This window comes from Corynebacterium sp. KPL2850 (assembly GCF_040225855.1).
Taxonomy (GTDB): Bacteria; Actinomycetota; Actinomycetes; order Mycobacteriales; family Mycobacteriaceae; genus Corynebacterium.
Window position 1 is genome coordinate 57,778 of sequence record NZ_JBEHFV010000008.1, and the last position, 22,512, is coordinate 80,289.

The 22,512-nt window shown below is 59.4% G+C and carries 24 protein-coding genes and 2 pseudogenes; 6 read left to right on the forward strand and 20 right to left on the reverse strand.

All coding sequences use genetic code 11. The features are described from left to right. Position 1: 1 nt before the first annotated feature. Positions 2 to 771, reverse strand: a pseudogene (locus ABRP93_RS04300) (TSUP family transporter). Positions 772 to 868: 97 nt separating this feature from the next. Here ABRP93_RS04300 and ABRP93_RS04305 point away from each other — a divergent pair. Continuing rightward, complete coding sequence (locus ABRP93_RS04305) at positions 869 to 1,936, forward strand: AbrB family transcriptional regulator (protein ID WP_349887026.1); 1,068 nt, start codon at positions 869 to 871, stop codon at positions 1,934 to 1,936. Positions 1,937 to 1,958: 22 nt separating this feature from the next. Here the strand turns inward: ABRP93_RS04305 and ABRP93_RS04310 are convergent, their stop codons facing one another. Continuing rightward, the gene (locus ABRP93_RS04310; protein ID WP_349887027.1) at positions 1,959 to 3,629 is read right to left on the reverse strand and encodes a DUF885 domain-containing protein; all 1,671 of its coding nucleotides are present in this window, start codon (positions 3,627 to 3,629) and stop codon (positions 1,959 to 1,961) included. A 71-nt stretch (positions 3,630 to 3,700) separates the two neighbouring features. Then, positions 3,701 to 4,270: an LOG family protein gene (locus ABRP93_RS04315; protein WP_349887028.1), complete on the reverse strand. Its 570-nt coding sequence runs from the start codon at positions 4,268 to 4,270 to the stop codon at positions 3,701 to 3,703. A gap of 108 nt (positions 4,271 to 4,378) precedes the next feature. Between ABRP93_RS04315 and ABRP93_RS04320 the strand changes: the two genes are divergently transcribed. Further along, positions 4,379 to 5,512, forward strand: coding sequence for an ROK family transcriptional regulator (locus ABRP93_RS04320; protein ID WP_349887029.1), 1,134 nt, complete (start codon positions 4,379 to 4,381; stop codon positions 5,510 to 5,512). Here the strand turns inward: ABRP93_RS04320 and ABRP93_RS04325 are convergent. From ABRP93_RS04325 to amn, 6 genes are all read right to left on the reverse strand, one after another. Next, positions 5,495 to 6,091, reverse strand: coding sequence for an HAD-IA family hydrolase (locus tag ABRP93_RS04325; protein ID WP_023024796.1), 597 nt, complete (start codon positions 6,089 to 6,091; stop codon positions 5,495 to 5,497). The genes ABRP93_RS04320 and ABRP93_RS04325 overlap by 18 nt on opposite strands. Before the next feature lie 12 nt (positions 6,092 to 6,103). Further along, positions 6,104 to 6,457, reverse strand: a complete 354-nt coding sequence (locus ABRP93_RS04330) for a hypothetical protein (RefSeq protein ID WP_023024794.1) — start codon at positions 6,455 to 6,457, stop codon at positions 6,104 to 6,106. Between the two features lie 74 nt (positions 6,458 to 6,531). Beyond that, positions 6,532 to 7,020, reverse strand: a complete 489-nt coding sequence (locus tag ABRP93_RS04335; protein ID WP_349887030.1) for a ferritin — start codon at positions 7,018 to 7,020, stop codon at positions 6,532 to 6,534. Positions 7,021 to 7,305: 285 nt separating this feature from the next. Continuing rightward, positions 7,306 to 8,787, reverse strand: a complete 1,482-nt coding sequence (locus ABRP93_RS04340; RefSeq protein WP_349887031.1) for a SulP family inorganic anion transporter — start codon at positions 8,785 to 8,787, stop codon at positions 7,306 to 7,308. Between the two features lie 21 nt (positions 8,788 to 8,808). Further along, a complete protein-coding gene (locus ABRP93_RS04345; RefSeq protein WP_349887032.1) occupies positions 8,809 to 9,321 on the reverse strand; it encodes a phosphoribosyltransferase in 513 nt (170 codons plus the stop codon). A gap of 72 nt (positions 9,322 to 9,393) precedes the next feature. Beyond that, entirely contained in the window at positions 9,394 to 10,797 is a 1,404-nt protein-coding gene (gene amn / locus ABRP93_RS04350) for an AMP nucleosidase (RefSeq protein WP_302520038.1), read from the reverse strand. A 439-nt stretch (positions 10,798 to 11,236) separates the two neighbouring features. Here amn and ABRP93_RS04355 point away from each other — a divergent pair, with 439 nt between their 5' ends. Beyond that, entirely contained in the window at positions 11,237 to 12,250 is a 1,014-nt protein-coding gene (locus ABRP93_RS04355; protein WP_349887033.1) for an esterase/lipase family protein, read from the forward strand. On the opposite strand, the gene ABRP93_RS04360 is transcribed toward ABRP93_RS04355, so the two are convergent. The 3 genes from ABRP93_RS04360 to bioB all read right to left on the reverse strand — a co-directional run bounded on the left by ABRP93_RS04360 (position 12,251) and on the right by bioB (position 14,555). Next, positions 12,251 to 13,174, reverse strand: coding sequence for a Sir2 family NAD-dependent protein deacetylase (locus ABRP93_RS04360; protein WP_023024780.1), 924 nt, complete (start codon positions 13,172 to 13,174; stop codon positions 12,251 to 12,253). A gap of 137 nt (positions 13,175 to 13,311) precedes the next feature. Continuing rightward, complete coding sequence (bsaP, locus tag ABRP93_RS04365) at positions 13,312 to 13,575, reverse strand: biotin synthase auxiliary protein BsaP (protein ID WP_023024778.1); 264 nt, start codon at positions 13,573 to 13,575, stop codon at positions 13,312 to 13,314. After that, positions 13,575 to 14,555 carry a biotin synthase BioB gene (gene bioB / locus ABRP93_RS04370; RefSeq protein WP_278724042.1) on the reverse strand — a complete coding sequence of 327 codons (981 nt, stop codon included), beginning with the start codon at positions 14,553 to 14,555 and terminating at the stop codon, positions 13,575 to 13,577. The genes bsaP and bioB overlap by 1 nt, the downstream gene beginning before the upstream one ends. 77 nt (positions 14,556 to 14,632) lie before the next feature. On the opposite strand from bioB, the gene ABRP93_RS04375 reads away from it, so the two are divergent. Further along, a complete protein-coding gene (locus tag ABRP93_RS04375; RefSeq protein ID WP_237792259.1) occupies positions 14,633 to 15,940 on the forward strand; it encodes a M20/M25/M40 family metallo-hydrolase in 1,308 nt (435 codons plus the stop codon). Positions 15,941 to 15,956: 16 nt separating this feature from the next. On the opposite strand, the gene ABRP93_RS04380 is transcribed toward ABRP93_RS04375, so the two are convergent. Genes ABRP93_RS04380 through ABRP93_RS04390 form a run of 3 tightly spaced genes read right to left on the reverse strand, consistent with a single transcriptional unit; the run spans position 15,957 to position 17,411 of the window. Beyond that, on the reverse strand, positions 15,957 to 16,262 hold the full coding sequence (locus ABRP93_RS04380; RefSeq protein WP_349887035.1) for a CHY zinc finger protein: 306 nt from the start codon (positions 16,260 to 16,262) through the stop codon (positions 15,957 to 15,959). Further along, complete coding sequence (locus ABRP93_RS04385; RefSeq protein WP_239269685.1) at positions 16,240 to 17,070, reverse strand: hypothetical protein; 831 nt, start codon at positions 17,068 to 17,070, stop codon at positions 16,240 to 16,242. Before ABRP93_RS04385 ends, ABRP93_RS04380 begins: the two co-directional genes overlap by 23 nt. Continuing rightward, complete coding sequence (locus ABRP93_RS04390; protein WP_349887036.1) at positions 17,070 to 17,411, reverse strand: heme transporter; 342 nt, start codon at positions 17,409 to 17,411, stop codon at positions 17,070 to 17,072. The genes ABRP93_RS04385 and ABRP93_RS04390 overlap by 1 nt, the downstream gene beginning before the upstream one ends. A 227-nt stretch (positions 17,412 to 17,638) precedes the next feature. Here ABRP93_RS04390 and ABRP93_RS04395 point away from each other — a divergent pair, with 227 nt between their 5' ends. Then, positions 17,639 to 18,772: an HNH endonuclease signature motif containing protein gene (locus ABRP93_RS04395; RefSeq protein ID WP_349887037.1), complete on the forward strand. Its 1,134-nt coding sequence runs from the start codon at positions 17,639 to 17,641 to the stop codon at positions 18,770 to 18,772. A 28-nt stretch (positions 18,773 to 18,800) separates the two neighbouring features. Next, positions 18,801 to 19,382, forward strand: coding sequence for an LURP-one-related/scramblase family protein (locus ABRP93_RS04400; RefSeq protein ID WP_349887038.1), 582 nt, complete (start codon positions 18,801 to 18,803; stop codon positions 19,380 to 19,382). A 289-nt stretch (positions 19,383 to 19,671) separates the two neighbouring features. Here the strand turns inward: ABRP93_RS04400 and ABRP93_RS04405 are convergent, their stop codons facing one another. The 5 genes and pseudogenes from ABRP93_RS04405 to ABRP93_RS04425 all read right to left on the reverse strand — a co-directional run bounded on the left by ABRP93_RS04405 (position 19,672) and on the right by ABRP93_RS04425 (position 22,512). Further along, positions 19,672 to 19,905, reverse strand: a complete 234-nt coding sequence (locus tag ABRP93_RS04405; RefSeq protein ID WP_349887048.1) for an integrase core domain-containing protein — start codon at positions 19,903 to 19,905, stop codon at positions 19,672 to 19,674. Positions 19,906 to 20,024: 119 nt separating this feature from the next. After that, complete coding sequence (locus ABRP93_RS04410) at positions 20,025 to 20,306, reverse strand: DDE-type integrase/transposase/recombinase (RefSeq protein ID WP_349887039.1); 282 nt, start codon at positions 20,304 to 20,306, stop codon at positions 20,025 to 20,027. Further along, positions 20,218 to 20,580, reverse strand: a complete 363-nt coding sequence (locus tag ABRP93_RS04415) for an IS3 family transposase (protein ID WP_349887040.1) — start codon at positions 20,578 to 20,580, stop codon at positions 20,218 to 20,220. The genes ABRP93_RS04410 and ABRP93_RS04415 overlap by 89 nt, the downstream gene beginning before the upstream one ends. Before the next feature lie 179 nt (positions 20,581 to 20,759). Beyond that, a pseudogene (locus ABRP93_RS04420) lies at positions 20,760 to 20,958 on the reverse strand (hypothetical protein). 72 nt (positions 20,959 to 21,030) lie between these two features. Continuing rightward, positions 21,031 to 22,512, reverse strand: coding sequence for a multicopper oxidase family protein (locus tag ABRP93_RS04425; RefSeq protein WP_023028062.1), 1,482 nt, complete (start codon positions 22,510 to 22,512; stop codon positions 21,031 to 21,033).

Consider the following 22,512-nt stretch of genomic DNA (forward strand, 5'->3'; position numbering starts at 1 on the left):
CCTAACCCCACTGCTGCCAGGATAAATAGCAGCTCATGACCACTACCAAGGTAAGCAGGGCGTAGCGGATAAACTTCGTCCCGCCGCTGAGCACCGTCCGCGCACCCACTTGGGCGCCGAGGATATTGGCGGCGGCCAACGCGATACCAAGGGTCCACCACACGTGGCCGCCAAGGATAAAGGTCACCAGCGCGCCAAGATTCGTGGCAGTATTGACCACCTTGGCCATCGCCGCGGATTTTAGGAAGTTCTGGGAGAAGATGAAGGTAAAGGCCATAATCAGGAACATGCCGGTACCCGGGCCAAAGATCCCGTCATAAAAGGAGATGGCCGCGACCGCCACAAGCCCCGCCCAGGTGCGCCATCCGCCGCGGATACCGGGTGACTCGGTGGTGCCGAAGCTCGGCTTGAAGGTCACGAAGACGCCCACCACCACTAACAGCACGATGATGAGCGGGCGCATGATGTCACTATTAAGATTCGCCGCCACACTCGCGCCCAGCCCGGCGCACACGAGCGCGATGAGGGCGTAGCGAACGAGTTCCCCTGCCGGCGGGCGCACCCTGCGCACCAAGGTCACGGCCGCCGATGCCGTGCCGGATACCGCCGCAAGTTTATTTGTGGCCAGCGCCGTTGCCGGCGAGAGCCCCGGAATCACGGCCAGCAAGAGCGGAATAAGCACGAGGCCTCCCCGCCAATGACCGCGTCGATCCAGCCTGCCCCCGCCGCTCCCACAAGGAGCATCGCCCACTGCGCCACGTCGATATCCATGAGGAGATCATAAACCCCGCGGCGGGGAGGTCTAGACTCGATCGAGGACGAGCAGAAGATAGGAGAATACGTGGCACAGCGGCACTGGGGAATAAGCATGGATACCCATACCATCCTGCGGTGGGGCATCGTCGTGCCCGTCTCCATCCTCTTGGGCTGGCTTTTTAGCATGTGGCACGTGCCGGCCGCGTGGATTTTGGCCGCGATCATCGCCTCCGGCGCCATGGTCCTTATCACCGGTGAAGACCTCAAGGTCAACCGCAAATTTTATGGGCTATCGCGCGGATTCATCGGCATCATGGCCGCGCTGCCGCTGACGGTGGTCTCCTTTGGCCAATTGGTGGGATACCTGCCGGCGGCCATAACCATGTCCTTTGTCACCATCGCGCTGGGAATCTTCTGCGGCGTCATGCTGCACCGCCAGCGGCCACGGGACGTCTCCTCCGAAACCGGCATCCTGTCCATGCTTCCCGGCGGTGCCTCGCTCATGCCCGCGCTTGCCGATGAACTCGGTGCCGACTACCGCTACGTCGCGCTCACCCAATACCTGCGGTTATTGATCGTATCCGTATCCCTTCCCGCCGTCGTGACCTTCCTCGATACGCCTGCCGGAAGGGGCGGTGACTTAAGGCTCGAGGCGGAAACCACCTGGTGGATCATCGCGTTGGTGCTCGTTATCGCGCTGGTCGGCGAAAGGCTCGGTAAATTCCTGCACCTGCCCGCAGCGGCCGTGCTCGGCCCGCTGATCTTGACGGTGCTGGCCTCCTTCTTCCTGCCGGAGGGGCATACGCTGGAGCCGATCTATGCGTTTAAGGTCATTGCCTTTTTAGCCATCGGGTGGGTCTGCGGCGGCGGGCTTTCTCTCCCCTCGCTCAAGGCCTTTGCCAAGCAACTTCCCGCGACGATTCTTTCCATCGCGGCGGTCCTCGGCCTGTGCGCGGCCACGGCGTGGCCGCTGATGCACTGGCTCAATATCAGCTACTTCGAGGCCTACCTAGCCACCAGCCCCGGCGCGCTAGAGACCGTGCTCGCGCTCTCTGCGGAAGGTGGGGCTGGCCCCGTGGTTATCGCGGTGCAGCTTACCCGCCTCATCGCCGTGCTGGTCATTGCCGGGTACCTGCCGCAGCTCATCAGGGCTGTCAGCAAGTTTTCCACACGGCGCTAGCGTGCGCGGCTAGCCCGCGCGCTTAGTTATTGAGCACGGCCTCGCGCAGCACCGACATAGGCACCGAGCCAAGAGCCAGGGCCTCGGAGTGGAATTCGCGGGCGCTCATGCCCTGCTCCTCGGCGGCGGCGCGGGTTTCTTGCCACAGGCGCTGGCCCAAGGCATAGGACGGCGCCTGGCCCGGCCAACCCAGGTAGCGGTTGACCTCAAAGTTGAGGTTCGCATCATCCATGGCGGTATTTTCGCGCATGTAGGTCTTCACGTGGGCCTTATCCCATACGCCAGATACGGTGCAGTCCGGCAGCTTCTTGCCCAGGTGCAATCCGATGTCCACCACGACGCGAGCCGCGCGCAGGCGCTGGGCATCGAGCAGCCCCATCCGCACGCCGGGATCGTCCATGTAGCCCAGCTCGGCCATCAGCTGCTCGGCGTATAGGGCCCATCCCTCGCCGTGGCCGGAATTCCACGTCACCGCGCGGCGCCACAGGTTCAGATCCTCTTGCACCAGGGCAGAACCCAGCTGCAGGTGGTGACCCGGTACGCCCTCATGGTGCACGGTAGTCAGCTCCTGCCAGGTGTGGAAGGTGTCTTGGCCCTCCGGCACAGACCACCACATGCGGCCCGGGCGCGAAAAGTCATCGCTCGGCGGGGTATAGAAGATGCCACCGGTACCCGCTGGGTCGATGCGGCACTCGATCTCTTCTACTTCTTCCGGAATGTCGAATTCCTTGCCGTTGAGCTCGGCGATGACCGCATCGGCCTTGCTCTGCATCCACTCCACCAAGGCATCAGTACCGCGCAGGGTATAGCGCTCCTCGTGGTTCAGCTTGCGCATGGCAGAGCGCACCGAGCACTCCGGGCCATAAAGCTCGTGCGCGATCTTTTCCTGTTCCCCGCGCAGGTAGCGCACCTGGTCAAGGCCCCATTCATAGGCCTCGTCCAAGTCCACGGAATCGCCAACGAAAAGCTTGGAAAAGCGCTCGTAGCGCTCGCGGCCCACCGCGTCCTTATTAGAGGACTGCGGCTGCAGGTCATTAGACAGCCAATCCGAGAACTCGCCAAAGGCCTCCTTGGCCTTCTTCACCTCGGCGGAGTCGGGGTCGAGCCCGAGGTCCTCGAGCATAGAGTCGGCATCGGCAAGCCGCTCGCACTGCACAATGACCTCAGAGATCTGGCGGTGCGGTGCCACCATGCCGTGGGAGGCCGCTTCCTTCAGGGACTCGCGGTAGCCATCGAGGGAGCCCTTGACCTTGGACAGGCGGGAGCGAATGGCCTCGCGGTCCTCTTGAGTATCCTGCGGCATAAGCAACAGAGAATCCCGGATGGTCTGCACGGGCGAGGCAATATTATTAAGGCTGCGAATATCCTCGCCGTGGTGATGCAAATCCAGATCTAAGCAGAGACGATCCCGCAAGACGGCGGCGGTGACATAATCCACGTCATCAAAGTCATCCTCATCATCGGATTCATCGGTGGTGTCATCCAAGGCATCCAGATCCGCAACCATGTCGCGGGTGCGATCAGCGACAGCCTCAAAATAGTCGGGGGAAAAATCCTGCAATTCGCCTTCAAAACCGTCAATGCCCCACGCGGTTGCATCTGTTGGGGATAGCTCGGCTAGGTCGTGAACGAAGTTATCGCACGAAGCGTCCAGTAGAGAGGGCTGGCGCTTAGCGGTCTGCTCAGAACTCATAAGAGGGAAGTCTAACCCTTTATCTTGTTGATAGGCCACCCAGCCCCACCCAAATGTTGCAAACTTGTTAGCTAACCGTTGTTCCACTTCGTGCCCGGGTAGTGCCACTGGGCAAAACCATCCAGCACGGCCGCGGGATTTTCCTCTATGACCAGTGCTTTTACAAAGCGAGGCAGGATGAAGCCCGCCTCAGCCATGGCGGCATACATGTCATAAAAGGGCTGCCAAAAACCTTCCACGTCAACCAAGCCAACGGGCCCACGAATGCTGCCCAGCTGTTGTTGGGTCAGTACCTCTGTTACTTCCTCCAACGTGCCCACGCCGCCGGGCAAACAAATAAAGGCATCCGCCAGCTGCTCCATCCGGGTTTTCCGCTCTGCCATGGAGTCCACTACCTCAAGGCGGGTCAAGCCCGGGTGGGAGATTTCTAGATCCACCAGGGATTGCGGCATGACGCCAGTGACGGTGCCGCCGGCCTTCAAGCAGGAGTTGGCAACCTCACGCATGAGGCCGATATTTCCGCCGCCATAGACCAAGTTCAGCCCGCGACGGGCAAGCTCGCCGCCCAAGTGTTGTGCCGCTGCGCTATAGGCGGGCGAATTGCCCACGGCGGAGCCACAATAAACCGCTACTGATTTCATGCGCCCCAGCATAGGGAATTTTTGGCCTACCTCCACCTTTAGACCATTCGGTACATACACCTATGAATAGATTAGACAAAGCAGTCTGTGACACATATACTTTCTTTCATGATCAAACCTGGCCCCGTGTTCACACGCCCCCGTACACCGGCCGCTAAGTGCCTTCACCTGGTGCGTCTGAACCCGATCATTACCCGTAGTGAGCTGGTAGAAGCCACCGGACTCTCCCAGCCCACCATTACCCGAGCCACCACCGCGCTCCTGAACGCAGGACTCATCCAAGAGCGCACCGACCTCACCCAATCCCAGGGCCGGGGCCGCCCTACGGTCCCCCTCGAGGCCGCGGATAATAACTGGGTACTCGGCGGGATTGCCGTCGGTACCTCTGAGACCTATATCGGCCTCTATGACATCAAGGGCCGCACCGTTTCGGAGGAAGAAATCGCCACCCCCGTCGCCCGCCTGACGGAGGAAGATTTTCTTGAACACATCATGGCCGGCATCAACCGCATGCTGACGGGCCTGGATCGTCGCCTCGTAGCCTTGGGGATTACCACTTCGGGCACCGTGGATGAACAGGGTCTGGTCACCGCGGAGAATCTGGGCTGGCACGGCGTCGATATCGCCGCGCGCCTGCGCTTCCAATTTAGCGTCCCCGTGGTGGTGACCTCCGCCATTTCCGCCATTTTGGGCTCGGAGACGCAGGCCGCCGAGATTGGCACGAACGAACGCGTGCTCCTGCTTTTCGCGGACGATTCTTTAGGATCAGCGCTTTCCGCCGATGACGAGGTTAATTCCATCATCCCGCTGCCGCAGACCCGCTCTGATCTACTGGGGCATGGCGCTTCCGAACACCTCTTGGCCACCCAGTCCATCCTGGAGGCCGTGCGCCGCCACGGTATCCAGGCCAATACCCTGCCCGAGGTCGCGACCATCGCCGAGTCCAATTCAGCCGTGCGCGCCATCTTGGACGAGCGCGCCCGCCAGCTGGGCCAGATTACGGCGGAGATGGTCAACGAATACTCACCGAAAACCGTGGTCATTGCAGGCGGGGCCTTTACCGGCGATTCCCGCGCACCCCAGCTTTTTGCCTCCACCGTCCGCGATTCCACCTCGGAAGATCTGGAACTGCGCATGATCCCAAGCCACAAAGAAATCGTGCGCGCCGTCGCCCGTACCGTGGCTACCGATCAGCTATTGCGCGAACCATTGGAGCTGGGCCGCTCACTCCAGACCGCGTAAAACCTCGCGCGCGGAGTCGATCCCGGTAAACAGGTGGGCTTGCAACCCGCAATAAGTGGCGCCCTCGATGTAGTCGATGCGGTCATCGAAAAAATGCGTGTCCTTGGGCTGCGCCGCTAGCGCGTCTACCGCCACTCGGTAGGCCTCTGGGTGCGGCTTGGCCACCCCGATATCGCAGCTCAACGTTACCGCCGCGCACTCTGCCAACCACGGGTGCTGCGCGCGCACCTGTTTCGCCAAGGTCGTGGGGATATTGGATAAAATCCCCACGCTAAAGCCCTCCCCGATGAGCCCTCTGACCAGCGCTACCATCTCTGGGTCCGCCTCAAGCAGGTACTGGTTCTCGCAGGCCACGGCCCCAGCGCAGTCAATGGTCCCCATTCCCGCGCGGGCGGCTATCTCATTCCAGTAGTGACTATCGCTAAAAATTCCGGCATCGTAATCCGGCCGGAAATAGTTATAGGCCTCCCAGAAGGCCTCCGGGTTCGCAGGCTCGAGGAAACGCTCTAGTTCAGCGTGCGCTTCCGGCGTGGCGGGGCGCAGCAGCACGCCGTATAGATCAAACAGCAACTTCGGCATAATGCGTCCAGTTTATGCGCGCCTAGTAGCTTGGGTCTGCACGGCCACAATCCCTACCGCGGTGCCGGCGATAAAAATCACCAGCGCCAGCGTCGCCTGCGCCATCGGCAAAACGATGAGCACGGCCAGCGAGGCCAGAATCAGCATTCCACTCAAGGAATATAAGGACCGGTTGACCAGCCCGCGCTTGCCGATGACCCCACACGCCAGCATCACCACCCCCGCAAACGGGCTCAGCATAAGCGCTGCGGTGGTCAAAAAGATGCCGAGGGTCACGTGGCTTGAGATGACCGCAGCACCGATAATGAGGCTTAATGCCAAGACCGCCAGAGCGGCAGAGAGGATTGCTTTCAGGTGTGCAGACATACGTCAATCCTCCCACAGCAGCGCAGTGCCATGGGAGGATTGATTTAAATCTTGATGGGTTTGTTATTCACAACTTAGGAGTTGCGGTTGGCCAAACTGGAATCGATGCGCAGCAGACCAGCGCCATCGTTGCCCACCAGCTTGATCTGGTCAATAATCTCAGAAACGGTGTCCTCTTCCTCGATCTGCTCAGCCAAGAACCAGTCAATAAGCTGGCGGGAGTCCAGATCCTGAATGTCAAGGGCAACGCGGGCGATCTCGCGAATCTGCTCGGAGACCTTCTGCTCGTGAGCCAAGGAAGCCTCGAACGCATCCAGCGGGGTGGCGGCCTTGATGGAGCCAACCGGGATATCGTTAAGCTCTACGCGGTAGCCGCGTGCCAAGAGGTGATCCGCAAGCTTCTGTGCGTGGACGCGCTCTTCGCCAGCCTGTGCCATGAACCAATCGCGCATGCCCGGGAAGGACAGGTTGTCCATCTCGTAGGCCAGCTGGGTGTAGACCATAGCGGCGCCGTGCTCGTTAATGACCTGATTGTTTAGCAGGGTTTGCAGCTTCTCATCCATTGCTAAATCCTTTCTGTAGGAATCAATTAATTGGTTGTAGGCACTACAATACCGAAATAAAATCTCCCGTCTAGCAAGGTATGCTTAAACAAACCCGCACCTCAGGGGCATTTTTCAGATTGGATCACCTAAGTTAGTTAAGACAAAGCTGCTCCAATGTGCAAAGTTACTATCGCCTAATAGTTCGAGGTTATCGACCTAAATAGACGATCTTGCCGCGCTAGCCCACTTTATTCTTCACCCTGCAGTCGCTACGCCTACGCACCTCAGGATCGCAATGTGATATTAATCACCCAATTGGCCGCTCAGGCGCTCCAGCCGCTGCGCGCTCGCCCCATCGAGGCCCCGAAACTCCACCTCAATGCCACGATCCGCGTACTTTTTCTGCACCGCATCCAGCGTCGCCACCGTCGAGGCATCCCAGACCTCGGCATCGGTAAGATCCACCACCACGAAGTCCGTATCAAGCGTGTAATCAAAGGCGTAGACCAAGTCATTCGAGGAAGCGAAGAAGAGCTGGCCATGCACCACGTAGGTATGCCCATCAACCAACTCAACCTCCACAAGGTGTGCCACCCGGCGGGCAAAGCCAATCGATGCCGCCACCACGCCTAATACCACTCCTACTGCGAGGTTATGCGTGGCCAGCGTGCCCGCGACCGTCAGCAGCATGACGAGGATTTCAGAAAGCGGCATCAGCTTCAGCGTGCGCGGGCGAACGGAATGCCAATTCACCGTCGTCGCCGCCACGAGGATCATCACCGCGACCAGCGCGGCCATCGGAATGCGGCCTACGGCCTCGCCAAAAAGCAGGCACAGCACGAGGAGGAAAGCGCCCGCGAGGAACGTCGACAAGCGCGTGCGCGCCTGGGATACCTTGACGCCGATCATCGTCTGGCCAATCATCGCGCACACGCCCATGCCACCAATGGCTGCGGCCAATATATTGCCAATGCCCTGGCCAAAGGACTCGCGGGTCTTATCGGAGTGGGTATCCGTGATGTCATCGACAAGCTTTGCCGTCAGCAGCGATTCCATCAGGCCCACCAGTGCCATCCCAAAGGCGTAGGGCGCAATTACCTGCAGGGTCTCCAGGTTCCACGGGATATCCGGAATGAAAAGGCCCGGCAGCGTCGTGGGCAGCTCGCCCTGGTCCGCCACATCCGGCACCTTCCACCCTGCCGCGACGGCGATGAGGCTTACCACCACGATGGTTACCAACGGCGCCGGAATTACCTGGGTAAACCGCGGCAAAACAATCATGATGGCTAGGCCTATAGCCACCAGCACATAGACCATCCAAGGGACATCAATAAGGTGCGGCAGCTGCGCCGTAAACATCATAATGCCCAGCGCATTGACGAATCCCGTCATCACCGAACGCGGGATAAAGCGCATGAGCTTGGCGATGCCCACCCACGCCAACAGCACCTGGATAATACCGGCCGCAAGCACCGCCGCCACCACATAATCATGCCCATACTCGTGCGCGAGCGGGGCCACCACCAGGGCTACCGCGCCCGCAGCCGCGGAAATCATGGCAGGCCGCCCGCCGGTAAAGGCGATGGCCATCGCCATAATCACCGAGGAATACAGCCCCACCCGCGGGTCGAGGCCGGCGAGAATAGAAAAGCTCAAAACTTCCGGGATCAAAGCAAGCGCCACCGCCAGTCCGCCCAGGACCTCCTTGCGCAAACGCGCCGGTGAGGAAAATGCAAAGCGGAAACTGGCGATGACGCCGGTGGGTGCAGGCTGCTCGTTAATCACGCCTGCACATACTAGTAGCTACTACGAGCCTTCCTGAAAGGAGCCATCCGCCGTGATCACCGGCAGCACCGACCAGGCAAAGTTGATCCACTTATCCGTCTTCTTCCACGAATAATCCGGCTCAAAGATGGTCTTCGGCTTGGTATAGACCACAGCGGAACGCACTTCATCGGCGGTTTCTTCCAAGAAGTTCACCACCAGATCCAGGGTCTTGCCGGAATCGGCCACGTCATCAACGACGAGCACCTTCTTACCCTTAAGGGAATCCGTATCCAATTGCGGGGACAAGATGATCGGCTCGTCCAAGGTCTGGCCAATATCGGTGTAGAACTCCACGTTGATAGCGCCCATGGCCTTGACCCCGATGGCATAACCAATGACACCGGCTGGGATCAGTCCGCCGCGGGCAACACCCACGATCAAGTCAGGAAACCAACCGGATTCCACGATTTGCTCCGAAAGATTCCGGCTCGCTTCGCCGAAGACTTCCCAGGTGAGGTTCTCTCGATCCGGGTGAATCCAATTCTCAGTCACGATTGCGCGGCTCCTTTTGCGTCATGGGCTTTCTTTGTAGTTTAACTAGCGAGAACTACCAAGGGAAAGCAGCTACCGGAAAGGAACCTCACCCAACGTGCGCCGCAGCTTGCGCGTGCGCAGGCGCTCCGGGTTTTCTGCCAGCTGTTCCACCGCGCGCACCGCGCACATGACGTGGGCTTCCTTGGAATTGGAATAAAACGCTTGGGCCTGCGCCGGCAACTTCGGCACGGCGTGCAGCGGTAAGTCCGACACGGACAGAAGCGTGCCATAGGGTACGCGGTAGCGGTACCCATTCGCCGCCAAGGCGCACGATTCCATGTCCACCGCCACCGCGGTAGAAGTGCGCAACCACTCCCACAGATCCCGGCTGGTGCGCCACTCCCAATCGCGGTCATCGGTAGAAAGCACCGTACCGGTGCGCATGAGCGAATTATCACTGCCGTAGACCTCATCCACGGCAGCCTCCAGCATGCGTTGGACCTCCGGAATGGCCGGAATCGGCGTAGAAGAAACTACCTGCCGGTCCAAGATGTGGTCGTGGCGCTCGTAGGCATTGCCCAAGATCAGGTCACCGATGCGCATGCGCCCATCCATGCCGGCGCAGTGGCCAATCATGATCCAGGCCTCCGGCCGCAGCACGGCCAAGCAATCCGTAATGGTCTTAGCATTTGATGGCCCCACACCAATGTTGATCATCGTGATGCCATCGCCACCCGCGGTAATGAGATCGAACCGGGGCATCTGAAAGCGCGAGGTCAGCGTCAGTCCATCCAGATCTAGGTCCACCGCGTCATTGGGGTGAATGGTCTCCCCATTGGGCAATACGAGTGCCGTATATCGCGAATCTTCCTTGGTCAGCTCGCGCAGGCCAAATTTCACAAATTCCGTGGTGTGCATCGCGTAATTGGTAAACAGAATGTATTTCTGCACCGTATCGACTTCGATGCCGGTGTAGTGCTCAATGCGCGCACAGGCAATATCGAAACGCTGCGCCCCAAAGTGAAACAGCGGCTTTTCCCCGCCGTGGAAGGCATCCCACTCGCCATCAATAATCGCATCATTGACCTCATCCAAAGTCGGGCGCGGGATAGGGCCGCGCTCCTGCGGCGCTGCCGGGGCATGCTTGATGTACTCCGGCGGAATGCGCTCATCCGATTGGCCGACGAATATATCGCACGGATAATTGTTAGTCAGCCGAGTCAGCTGCTCGTGCAAGTACTCCCGGATGATGTGCGGCTTGGAGATGACCGCGGAGTACTTGCCGGCCTCGTCTACATAGCCAAAGGGCTCGGAGCGGTCAATCGGCTGCCACTTACGGATCTCCACGGTCACCTTGGGATAGACCACGTGGCGATAATCATCGAGGGTGTCCGAAGCAAGTGCCTCGCGCGCCAACTCGCACGAGGTTTCATAATGCTCAATCAAGCGAGTTACCGCTTCATCTACGGAGTGGACATGCTGCAGATCGGTCATAACGGCGAGTTTAGCGGGGACCACGGAGCACGGCAGCGGAGTCTTTTCTGCCCTGAATCCGGAACACCCACTTGGTATCGTTAGCTCCATGCCTGCCACTAATATTGGGGTGGAGCTTTTTGCCGCCACCCGTGAATTTCCCGTTGATCTCCCTATTCCCCCGCGCGAGGATGAAGCGCCCGCTGCCTGCTTCGACGACTAATCCTCCCGAGGCATAAACGAAGGCCCGCCGACTGCGCATCGGCGGGCCCTCTCCCCATGACTAATCTCTGGCACTTAGCGGCAAGGAGTGGAGCGCCCTACGCCGTAAGCACCGCCCGTGATTAGGCAAGCCTAAGTTTATAAAGATTGTGGCGTGAGGTCAAGAGCTTTCCCCATAAATTTCTTCAACTTTTCCAAAGAGGCCATTTACCTGCATTAACGCGTATGATTGGAAGGCATGGCTGTCGAATCTCTTGCAGAGTTGAAAAGTATTATTTCTGAACAACTCCTCAAATTCGGGCGCGTGAACGAGGAAGATGCACCCGAAGAAAAAGATTCGCCACGCCTTGGCATCGCCTCCCCGGCCGCGGCCAGTGCTTTGCAGGATGACGTCGCCGACGAGATCGTTGACCGCCTCAAGGCCGAAAAGGACAAGTCCAGTCCCGGCGATTCCGCCCTCGACGCCGATGCCGCAAGGACCCTCCCCCTCGGCGCACGCACGAAGCCGCGCGGCGTTTTCGAAGACGATTGGGGCGCCCGCCCGAGCGACGAGCGCCCCTGGCCGGTCATCCTGGTCCACGGCACCTGCGATACCAAGGGCGTCTGGCAAATTATGGGCAATATCTTGCGCCAAGACGGTTGGGCGGTCTTTGCCCCTGATTATGGCCATCGCGCCACGCAGACCATCCCGGAATCATCGCACCAGCTCGGTGCCTATATCGATACCGTGCTTGCCGCAACCGGGGCAGAAAAGGTCATCTTGGTAGGCCACTCCCAGGGTGGCCTGCTCGCGCGGTACTGGATGCGCATGCACGGCGGCGCCGAAAAGGTCGTCCACCTCATGAGCATCAGCGCGCCTAATCACGGGACGACCCACGGGGGCATCGCCAGTCGCCTCATTCGCACCCAACGCCAAGAGGCGGTGATCCGCTCCATTATCGATGGCTGGTTTGGCCCCGCCGGCATGGACCAGGTGGTGGGCAGCGAGGTGCTTCGCGATGTCAACCGCGACGGCGACCTCGAATCCGGCGTGAGCTACACCTGCATCGCCACGCGTTCCGATGCCGTCGTTGTCCCGCCCGAAACCTGCTTCCTCGACCCAGAGGGCGCTCCTGAGGGTGCGGTGCGCAATATCTATATCCAAGATTTCGACCGCCACGCCGTGGTCATGCACGAAGATATGCCCATGGATAGGCGCGTGCACGCCATCGTGCGCACGCTGCTCAGGATGGTGGAGCACACGCCGCGTTAATTAAATCTCCAGCTCATCGAGCAGGGCATCAAAAGCCGGGCCCACCTGCGTGCGCCACAGCGTATCCACCTTCTTATCCCCGCGGCCCGGCCCGCCGTTGATGACGGCCACGCGCTTGCCCTGCTTCTTTGCTTCAAGCACAAACCGGTAGCCGCTCATCACCGCCAGCGAAGAACCGGCCACCAGCAGCGAATTAGCCTCATTCAATAGCGCAAAGGCGGCATCCCGCCGCGTGGCTGGCACGGGCTCGCCAAAATACACCACGTCCGGCTTGAGCAGCTCCGATCCGCAGCGCTCGCAGCCAGCCATCCGGAATGCCGCAACGTCTTTCTCATCCAGCGTCACGTCACCATCCGGGTTTACTTGGTCCCTTTCCACGACTAGGCGCTCCAGGTACCCCGGGTTCGCGGCCGCTAGGCGCGCATCAAAGTGCCCGCGATCCTCATGGTGCCCACACAACAGGCACACCACGGTTTCCATATCACCGTGCAGCGTCACCAACCGCTCCGTACCGGCTCGTTTATGCAGGCCATCCACGTTTTGGGTGACCACGCCATTAACCAGCCCGGCGCGCTCCAACTCCACGAGCGCATAATGCGTGCGATTCGGCGCCGCGGAATCCATCACGCGCCAGCCCACGAAGCTACGCGCCCAATACCTATGGCTAGCAGCCGGATCATGGCGAAATTCCTGATACGTCATCGGCCGGTGCCTGCTCAGCGAGCCCCGCGGCCCGCGATAATCCGGAACCCCCGATTCCGTCGATACCCCCGCTCCAGTGAGCACCATGACCGGCCCGTCACGCAGCTGCTTGCCGATGTCCCCTAAAGCCTTCCCCGCCTCCGTGTGCGGCGCCGTCTCCTCCACGACGCGCGCAATCGATCTCAGCGCGGACTGATGAGCATGGGCTACAGCGGGATCCATACCCACTAATCTAATCAAGCGATTGCAAGTTTTTACCAAATTTCGCAAGTAGATTTACCTATACCCAGGTCAGAGCCATTTTTCAATAGAAAAAGGAGCCGCCTGCCTTGCGGCAGCGGCTCCCTATCTTGGTAGTGCTAACTCTCTGGTAGCTGCTCTACGTATAACCACTCAGAATCTAGCTCCCCGTGGCGCGAGCACTTGGTGTGCCAGCCATCGGGGCGCACCTGGGCCACCATGCGGCGGCCACAGATCTGGCAGTAGCGCGGCACGTCGAGGCCGGCGGCTGCAGCAGGGTGCAGCGTGAAGACCTCTTCGATCGGCTTGCCGGTATTGGGGTGGAAAATTGGCTCGTCCCCGGCCAGGACGGCGGTTGCCAACTCAGAGTTCGGCTCGGACACTACAGAGCCTTGATCGGGAGATCGATGCGGCCCAGCATGTCCACATCCTTTTCGATTTCCTGACCCAGAGTGGTCAAGTAGTTGCCGGCAATGATGGCGTTGATGCCGCCGAGCAAACCGCGCTCGGTGCCGTCATCGCCAAGCGAAAGCTCGCGGCCGCCAGCGAAGCGGAGGGTGGTGGAGGGCATCGCCAAGCGGAATGCAGCAACGGCGCGCAGGCCCTCACCCAGCGGAACCAGCGGACGGTCAGCGAATGGGGTGCCCGGGCGAGGGTCGAGGAAGTTCATCGGGACCTCGCACGGATCGATCTCTGCCAGCTGGGCTGCGAACTCGGCGCGCTGCTCCAGGGACTCGCCCATGCCGATGATGCCGCCACAGCAGACTTCCATGCCTACCTCGCGCACGTAATCCAGGGTCTTCTTGCGCTCTTCCCAGGAGTGGGTGGTGACCACGTTGGGGAAGTAGGAGCGGGAGGTCTCCAGGTTGTGGTTGTAGCGCTGTGCGCCCATGTCCTTCAGGCGCTGTGCCTGCTCGCGGGTCAGGGTGCCCAGGGAGCAGGAAATCTCGATGTCAACGGCATCGTTAATGGCGGCGATGGCCTCGCCCACCTGGTCCAGCAGGCGGTCATCCGGGGACTTCACCGCAGCGACGATGCAGAACTCGGTAGCGCCGGTCTTGGCGGTCTTCTGTGCCGCTTCCACCAGTTCAGGGATGTTCAGGCGCACTGCGCGCACTGGGGACTCAAAAAGGCCGGACTGGGAACAGAAGTGGCAATCCTCTGGGCAACCACCGGTCTTGATGGAGATAATGCCTTCCACCGATACGTCCGGGCCGCACCACTTCAGGCGGGTCTGGTGGGCGATATCAGCAATTTCTTCCAGCTGGGAATCTGGAACCTGCAGTACTTGTAGTAGTTCTTCCTGGTTAAGGCCTTTGCCTTGCTCCAGAGCTTTCTCACGGGCGATGTCGATGATGCTCATGCAGTGAACCATACTTGAACGCCGTTCAACTTTGGCCAAAATCACAAAATTTTTTTCGCGGGATTACCCTAAGGGGCATGACGCTTTACGATGACACCCTCGAACTCCTCCAAGAACTCATCCGCAATGCTTGTGTAAACGACCTCACCCCGGATTCCGGCTTTGAGGTGCGCAATGCCGATACGCTAGAGAACTTTTTTGCCGGTGAAGACGTCTCCATCGAGCGCTTTGAATCCCACCCGGGACGCGTGTCCATCGTGGTGACCGTCCCCGGCGATCCCGCCAAGGAGCCCCTCACCCTTATGGGGCATACCGATGTCGTCCCCGTCGACGAACCCAAGTGGACTAAGCCGCCCTTCGAGGCACTCATTGAAGACGGCAAGCTCTACGGCCGCGGTTCCGTAGACATGCTCTTTATTACCGCCACCATGGCCGCCGTCACCCGCGAGGTAGCGCGCGCCGGCAACCCCGGCGGAACGCTCGCCTTCGTGGGCATGGCCGATGAAGAGGCCCGCGGTGGCCTGGGCGTGCGGTGGATGGCAGAAAACCACCCCGATGCCTTCTCTTGGAAGAACTGCCTCTCCGAGACCGGCGGTAGCCACCTGCCCGGCGCGGTGGGCTTCAACGTGGGCGAAAAGGGTGCTGGCCAGCGCCGCCTCCACGTCACCGGCGATGCCGGGCACGGCTCGACTCCCTACGGCAAAGACTTTGCCATCGTAAAGATCGGCGAGGTCGCCCGCCGCATCGCCGAGGCCGAGCCACCCACAGCCTCCAACGAGATCTGGGAGGGCTTCGTCCGCACCTTCAAGTTCGATCCTGAGACCGAAAAAGAGCTTATCGATGGCACCGGTGACTACACCAAGTTCGGCAACCTCGATGCCTACGCCCACGCCTTTAGCCACACCACCATCGCCGAGACCGTCCTGCGCGCCGGCGGAGCCATCAATGTGCTACCTTCCCACGCCTACCTCGAGATGGATATCCGCCCTTTCCCTGGGCAAACCCAGGAAGACTTGGACGATTTCCTCCGCAGCGCACTGGGCGATCTCGCCGATGAGGTAGAAATCGAACACCTCATCACCGAAAACGCCACCCAGTCCTCCACCGATACCGAGCTCTGGCGCACCATCGAGGCCACCGCCAAAGAGTTCTTCCCCAATAAAGACGTCGTCCCCGTCCACGCCACCGGTGGCTCCGACCTCCGCTTCGCCCGCCGCAAGGGCGGCAATGCCTATGGCTTTGCGATGCACGCCGAGGGCCGCGATATGGCCAGCGCCAACTCGCAATTACACAGCCACGATGAGCACCTCTACCTGGAGGACCTCGACCTCACCGTGCGCGCCTACCACAGCCTGGTCAACCGCTTCTTGGGCCTGAACCAGTAGCACTCTCCCCTCGCTTTTAAGCGGTGACCTGAAAATAGATCCCGGCATGCGCACTGCAGCCGGGATTAAACATATGCCCACACTGCGGGCATGCCTCGACAGAGGAATACAGCCGGTAATCCATCTCGAGGCCACAGGAACCGCAGAGGGCAGCGGGGGCATCGACAAGCATGGGCCCAAACTCATGATCCGTCAGCTCCGCATGGCACAGCGCGCACGCAAAGTACTCGCCACAGGTCGCGCACTTATTGGCCACCACGTCGAGCGGCGAATGCCAGTGCTTGCACCTGCCCTCCGCATCAATCGCGCCGCGAATCTTCATGGTTCTGCCACTCCTTCTTCTTCGCCTCCGACTTCTTTGCATTGCGCACCGCCATCACCCCAAAGGCAATGGCAATAACTATAGGCATCCACACCCTGCTGTAATCCATAAGGAAAACCACCCATTCCGGAGGTACAAAGTGCACCGCAAACTGCGGCGCGGGCAAGGTAATCTGCGGTGGCTCCGGCAGGTTCGGCAAATTTGGCAGCGGAAGGTAAATCTCTGGGAAATCTACATCTGGCAGCTCCCAATCCGGCAGCAAGCGCGAGAGGATGCGGCTAATAATAGGAGCCAAAACAATCATCGCGATGGCCCACCCGGACTTCCCCAGCCCACCGAGCAGTGGATACAGCACGCGCTTGAAGGGGCTTTCTTCCATTGCCCGGCGCCGCTTTTCACCCAAGGAGCCCGGCGGCGGATCAAAGGCCACGGCCTCCTCCCCATCGCGGTAGTAGACATCCTGTATCTCCCCGAAGGGCGTGGCTTGGATATCTACATAAGGCTTAGTCAGCGGCGCACTATTCTCACTGAATGAGAGATCGTTTTCCAGATTCTTCTGCAATGAATAACGGCCGCCACGCGGCTTGTCGTGCCGGCTGCGAACCTCGCCATTGACCACGATCTGCATGCGGGGTGCAGGATTCTTGCGCCAGAGCTGGATGCGGTGGATAAAGGGGGCATCGCCAAGCACCGGCGTAAATTCCTTCGGCTCCTTGGGCCATTCGCCCTGCTCAGCGAACTCGGCATCGTAGCCGCGCTCAACCTCGAGCAGGCCAGCCTCAGGGTGATCCAACCGCCAGATTTCCATCAGCGCTTCCTCAACTTGGCGCCCAATTTGCTAGCTCCCAACGCCAAAAGGACCACTACCGGCAGGTAAATCCATGTCCCCTCGTTGAAGTACATCGCCATGGCTGCGAAATAGGCGATGCCCGCAACCCAGAAGATGGTCCATGAGTAGCGGAATGTGGTGGCATCGATAAGAGCAATAAGCACGGTAAGCCCACCCATGATGCCGAGCAATACCGTGCCGGAAACCGCCTGGTAAATCGCCGGCGGGAGCACCAAGAAGACAGCGATCATTGCCAAGGGTGCCCACCACTGCCACCACGCGCGGCCGGGTTCTTCCTGCGTTTCCTGCTCCTGACTCATACGTTCCTCAAGCTAGCACATAATTTGCTTTTAAGCTGGTTATCCTGACCGAAGAATATGCAGTCCTACCTGCGAAAACGCGTTAAAACAGGCGAATGTCCGGCGGGTAATCTATAGTGTTGTTCGTACACACGTTCATACTACAAATTTAGGTTTTAAGCGCCATGGAAGATCCCTACTTTTCCACGACCAACACCAAAGACCCCACTACACGCTTAGCTTTTGAGATGCGGAAATCTGAATACGAGTTCTGGACTGAGCAGATCCCCGATCTCGATTCTGATTTCGAATTAGTCACCCAATCCCTCTACCGCACCACCGGAGTTAATGAAGGGCGAATCGGCCATATCCTGATGGCACTGTACCGCCTAGAAGAGCTGCCCCAGCTGAAAGAACTGCAGCACCAGCTCTACCACTTAGATTTAGACCGCCTCATTGCCATCAATAAATCCCTCAACCGCCTGGGCAACCCGACCCCGGAGGTAGTCGCGCGCATCGATGAGCAGCTCACCGCCTACCTCACTCCCACCCGCGCCAACCAGTCCATGCGGACGCAAGCGCAGATTAAGAGGAAGATTAATGAGCTCATCAACCTCGAAGATGACACGCTTGCGGTCAAAAAGGGGCCGACCCAGCCGCGCTACACCATGGAGAATTGGGGAAACAATACCTCGGCGATGACGCTGAGCGCGGAGCCTTCGGTGATGGCGTGCGTAGATAAGTGCATCAAGGAGACTGCGCTCAAGCTGGATTGCTCGCTTGCCGATGCCGCCATTTCCCTCCTCACCGGCAATACCGAAGCACCCCAGGTCATCCTGAATGCCTACAAGGCCACCGATGTCCCCAACTCCCCCGCATTCATTGAATCCGTTGGGTGGCTCGACCCAGCGCGCTCCAACGCGCTGCCCTACTCCAAGATCCGGGAAATGAACCCGGATAAGGAGGTAAAGGGATACGTCACCCCGCCGGATATGGCAGCCTACCTCGAAGGATTCGACGGCACCTGCCGCTACCCTGGCTGCAACCGCCCTGCCACGGTGTGCCAGAAGGATCACCGCATCAACCACGCGGATGGCGGGCCGACGACGCCCGCAAACCTTGCCTGCCTGTGCCAACACCACCACAACATAAAGACCGATGGCCGGGCCTTCTACGTCATGGATCCGCACACCCGGGACATTATTTGGCTCTTCGAGGACGGCACCTGGACCGTCACCGAGCCCTCCGGCCCGCTGGCGGAAAAGAATAAGAATTGGGTGCAGACTTTTGCACAAACCATGACCGTCCACCGCGCGCGGGCCTACGAAGAGGCCCACCAAGCACAGGAAGAAGCAAAAACCACCCCTAGGGAGGAGGATTAAAAACGCCGACTGCCATACATTGGCAGGCATGATGCAAAAATTATTCACGCTCGACGAGCTGGTCATTTCCCAAACCAAGTCCCTCCTCAAAGATCGATTCATGATTTCTGATGTCAACGGGACCCCCGTCGGCACCATTGTGCAATCCACCAGCCTCAAGGACATGGTGTTTAAATCCTCCCGCAGTTTGGAGGTCGCGCTCACGGATGCCGAAGGCAACCCCGAACAAACAGTCATGACGATTTCGGATCCGCCGAATCTTCTGCGGGATACCTACGAGGTGCACCTGCCGGGAATTGAACAGCCCATGGCCGTTATCACCAAGCGTTTCTCCATGTTCAAAACCAAGATGGAACTAACGATGGAGGGCTTTGCCGATGTCGAAGTACATGGCGATTTCTGGGACTGGAACCTCACCATCACCTCCCAGGATCGCCAGCTTGCCGATGTCTCCAATAAATGGACCGGCATGGGCAACTACTTCATGGGTAAAAACACGTATCTCCTGCGCATGGTGCCAGGCCTCAACGAGCAGCAGCACGCCGCCATCATCGGCGCCGTAATGAGCATGGATATGCTGCGCACGAAAAAGCAGAAAAACAGCAACTAGGTGAATACATGGTCATTGTTGCAAACGGTGTTTCAGGACTGGTCCCACTGTGAACACGGAGGTTCCAATTCCGGATACGGCAAGTGCCGCTGCTGGGCCGATGGCGCTTACGACGGGTGCCCCGATGATGTATCCGATAAGCATTGCAGAGCTATTTATCGATCCCATCGTAGAAAGGGCTTTGGGTTTAACTTCATCAGGTACGGTTCCCACCACGATGATTCGCAGTGCAGCCACCTGAACGGCATTGCATACTCCGCCAAGGAATGAAGTGCCCCGAGTTTTGTTCCTAGGCATTTGCCTTGATTTCTATTATTGCCTGTGGCGGGTTTTTCTTCCAAAATTCGGTTTCCACCTCGGCCGGGGTTCGGTATCCCAAGCTTTGGTGGAGCCTTACCTCGTTCCACCATGACACCCACTCGAATGTCGCAATTTCTACCTCGACAACATCATTCCACCTGCGAGTATGAATAAGTTCGTTCTTATGAGGGGCCGTTAACGTTTTCAGCCAGAGCATTGTCATATAAGTCACCAACAGTCCCGGTGGAAGCGATAATGCCGTGCTGGGCACCTCGCTGGTTGTAGACAACGCTGACGTACTGCGATCCGTGATCCGAATGGTGAATGAGACCTGTTGTTTCCTCAGCACACACAATCGCTTGGTTGAGTGCTTGCAGCGGCAGTGCTTGAAGTGCGCATCGAGTCTGATAACGCCCACCCAACGATCCGTCGAGAGTAAACGTCGGTGACAAACGCGGTGTACACAAAGCCTTTCTTCGTGCGCACGTAGGTAATGTCGGCCACCCGCAGCTTATTCGGGCCCCGGGCTTTAAATTCACGCTCGACCAAATCCGGGCGCAGATCCGGCACGTTGAGGTGTACGCGTTGTGATTGGTGATCCGCCTGTGCCTGTGCCAGAAACACCAGCCAGGCGCATCAGCCGAGCGGTTTGTTCACGACCGATATCGATTCCGTCACGGTGAAGCGCATGCCACATTTTCCGCACGCCGTAAACACCGTCATTATCCCGATGAACAGCACTAATGCGTTCAACCAACGCAGCATCGCGAAGTCGACGAGCACTTAACCCACGGGCCTTGGACTGGCGATACCCACGCGAGGTGATAAACCCACCAGCCCGGTTATTCTTCAACGCCAGTGCAGATGAACTCGACAGAGAAATAATTCCGGTTTTCATCGATGAACCGGATCATTTCTTAACGTTTCGGGTCGAGTCATGAGGCGAAAAAAGCCAAGGCAGCCTTCAACAACTCATTAGTATCGCGTAGCTCTTGATTTTCACGACGTAGCCTCGCGTTTTCGGCAGCCAAATCTTCACACACAGGTTCTGGGATGCTCCCCGCACGACGGGCAGGCTTAAGTCCATTGACGAGCCGTGTGCCATGAAACCCCCAGCTTTGGAGCTACTGCCTGGCACGCGGGGTGCATCGACATATTTTCCGCCACGATGCGATCTTCCACGAGACGGACCACACGATCCTTTGCATCCTGGTCAAATTTTCTCGGCACGTTCCAGATTTTCCCATCTACTCAAACGGAACAAAACCTGGGACACTTCACACCAACGCCGTGTCCACTACTCGGGGGACACCCCCGCCCACCTCGGCACTCAACCCTGCTGTGGGGGTTACTCGTAGCGAAGCGAGCTGAACATCCCGGTTTCCAGGTGATAGGCGTTATGGCAGTGAAATGCCCACTCACCGGGGTTGTCAGCGATCAGGTCGGCGATCATGGTTTCACCGTGGCGGAGAAGGACGGTGTCCTTGCGTAGCCCGCCGCTGCCGGGCAGCGCCCACGTGTGGCCGTGGATGTGCATGGGATGGGGCATCATGGTTCTGTTGCGCATGACCATCCGCAGGCGCTGGCCCTCCTGCACGGTCGCGGAGGAGGATTGGCCGTCGGTGAGAATGCTCCATTCATACGGCATCATCTGCCCGCCCAGGTCGATACTGACTTCTCGGTCTGGTGTGTCCTCGGGCAGGAGTGCACGGTCTGCTGGCTTCAGGGAGGACAGAAGCAGTCCGGTGGACGACAACTCGGGGAAGTCGACATCGGGGTGGGGGGCCTGGCCGCCGGCGGTGCGGATGACGGCGAAGGCGCGGTCGTCCTTACCCACCGCCAAAGCCGTGAGCGGGAAGATGCCGTCGCCGAGGATGACCTCGACGTCGACACGCTCGCCCATCGACAGGTAGATCGATTCGGTCTCCCGAGGCTGGACGGGGAAGCCGTCGGTGTGGGTGACGGTCATGCGGTGACCACCGAGGGCCACCTTGAAGATGGTGTCACCGCCGGAGTTGATAAACCGCAGGCGGGCCTTGTCGCCCGGGCGAGCCTCGAAGGTCCGGTGAGCACGGGGGATACGTCCGTTGATGAGGTAGTGCGGATACATCACATCGCCAGCATCCCCGCCCAGTACCCGGTCCGGGGTGCCGTGCATCATCTGGCCGTGACCTCCCATTCCCTTCTTCCCGTTATGGTCGCCTGAACCCATTCCGGTGAGCTTGTCGAGCTCATCGTCGGGAGTACCCTGAATGCCATCGACCCAGTCGTCGAGCACGATGGTCCACTCGACGTCCTGGTCCTCAGCGTCTTGCGGGTCACGGACGATCAGTGGGGCGTGGAGGCCGCGATCAAGCTGCAGGCCGGAGTGGGAATGGTAGAAGTAGGTGCCACTGTGGGGGACTTCAAAAACATAGGAGAAAGACTCGCCAGGTTCAATGGGGTCCTGGGTCATGCCGGGCACACCGTCGGCTGCGTTGTGGAGTGCGATGCCATGCCAGTGGATGGAGGTGCTCTCAGGCAGTTCATTGGTGATATCGACCTGGAGGACGTCGCCGGCGGTGGCCTCAATGGCCGCATCCCCGGTGTCAGAGACGTATCCCCACGTCTTGGCTTCGATGCCGCCGATATCCAGAGAGAGGGGCCGGGCGGTCAGTGTCCGGCGCACCGTCGGCTCACCGAGCGCAGTGGGGGTGGGAGTGGGGCGAAGAGAGGAACCTGGTGCCGAGGCAGCGGGTCCAGGGTCGCTGGTGCAGGCGGCCACGGCCCCGGTGCCGGCGAGGACGAGCCCGCCGAGCAGAAACTGTCGTCGGGAAAATCCGTTCATCAT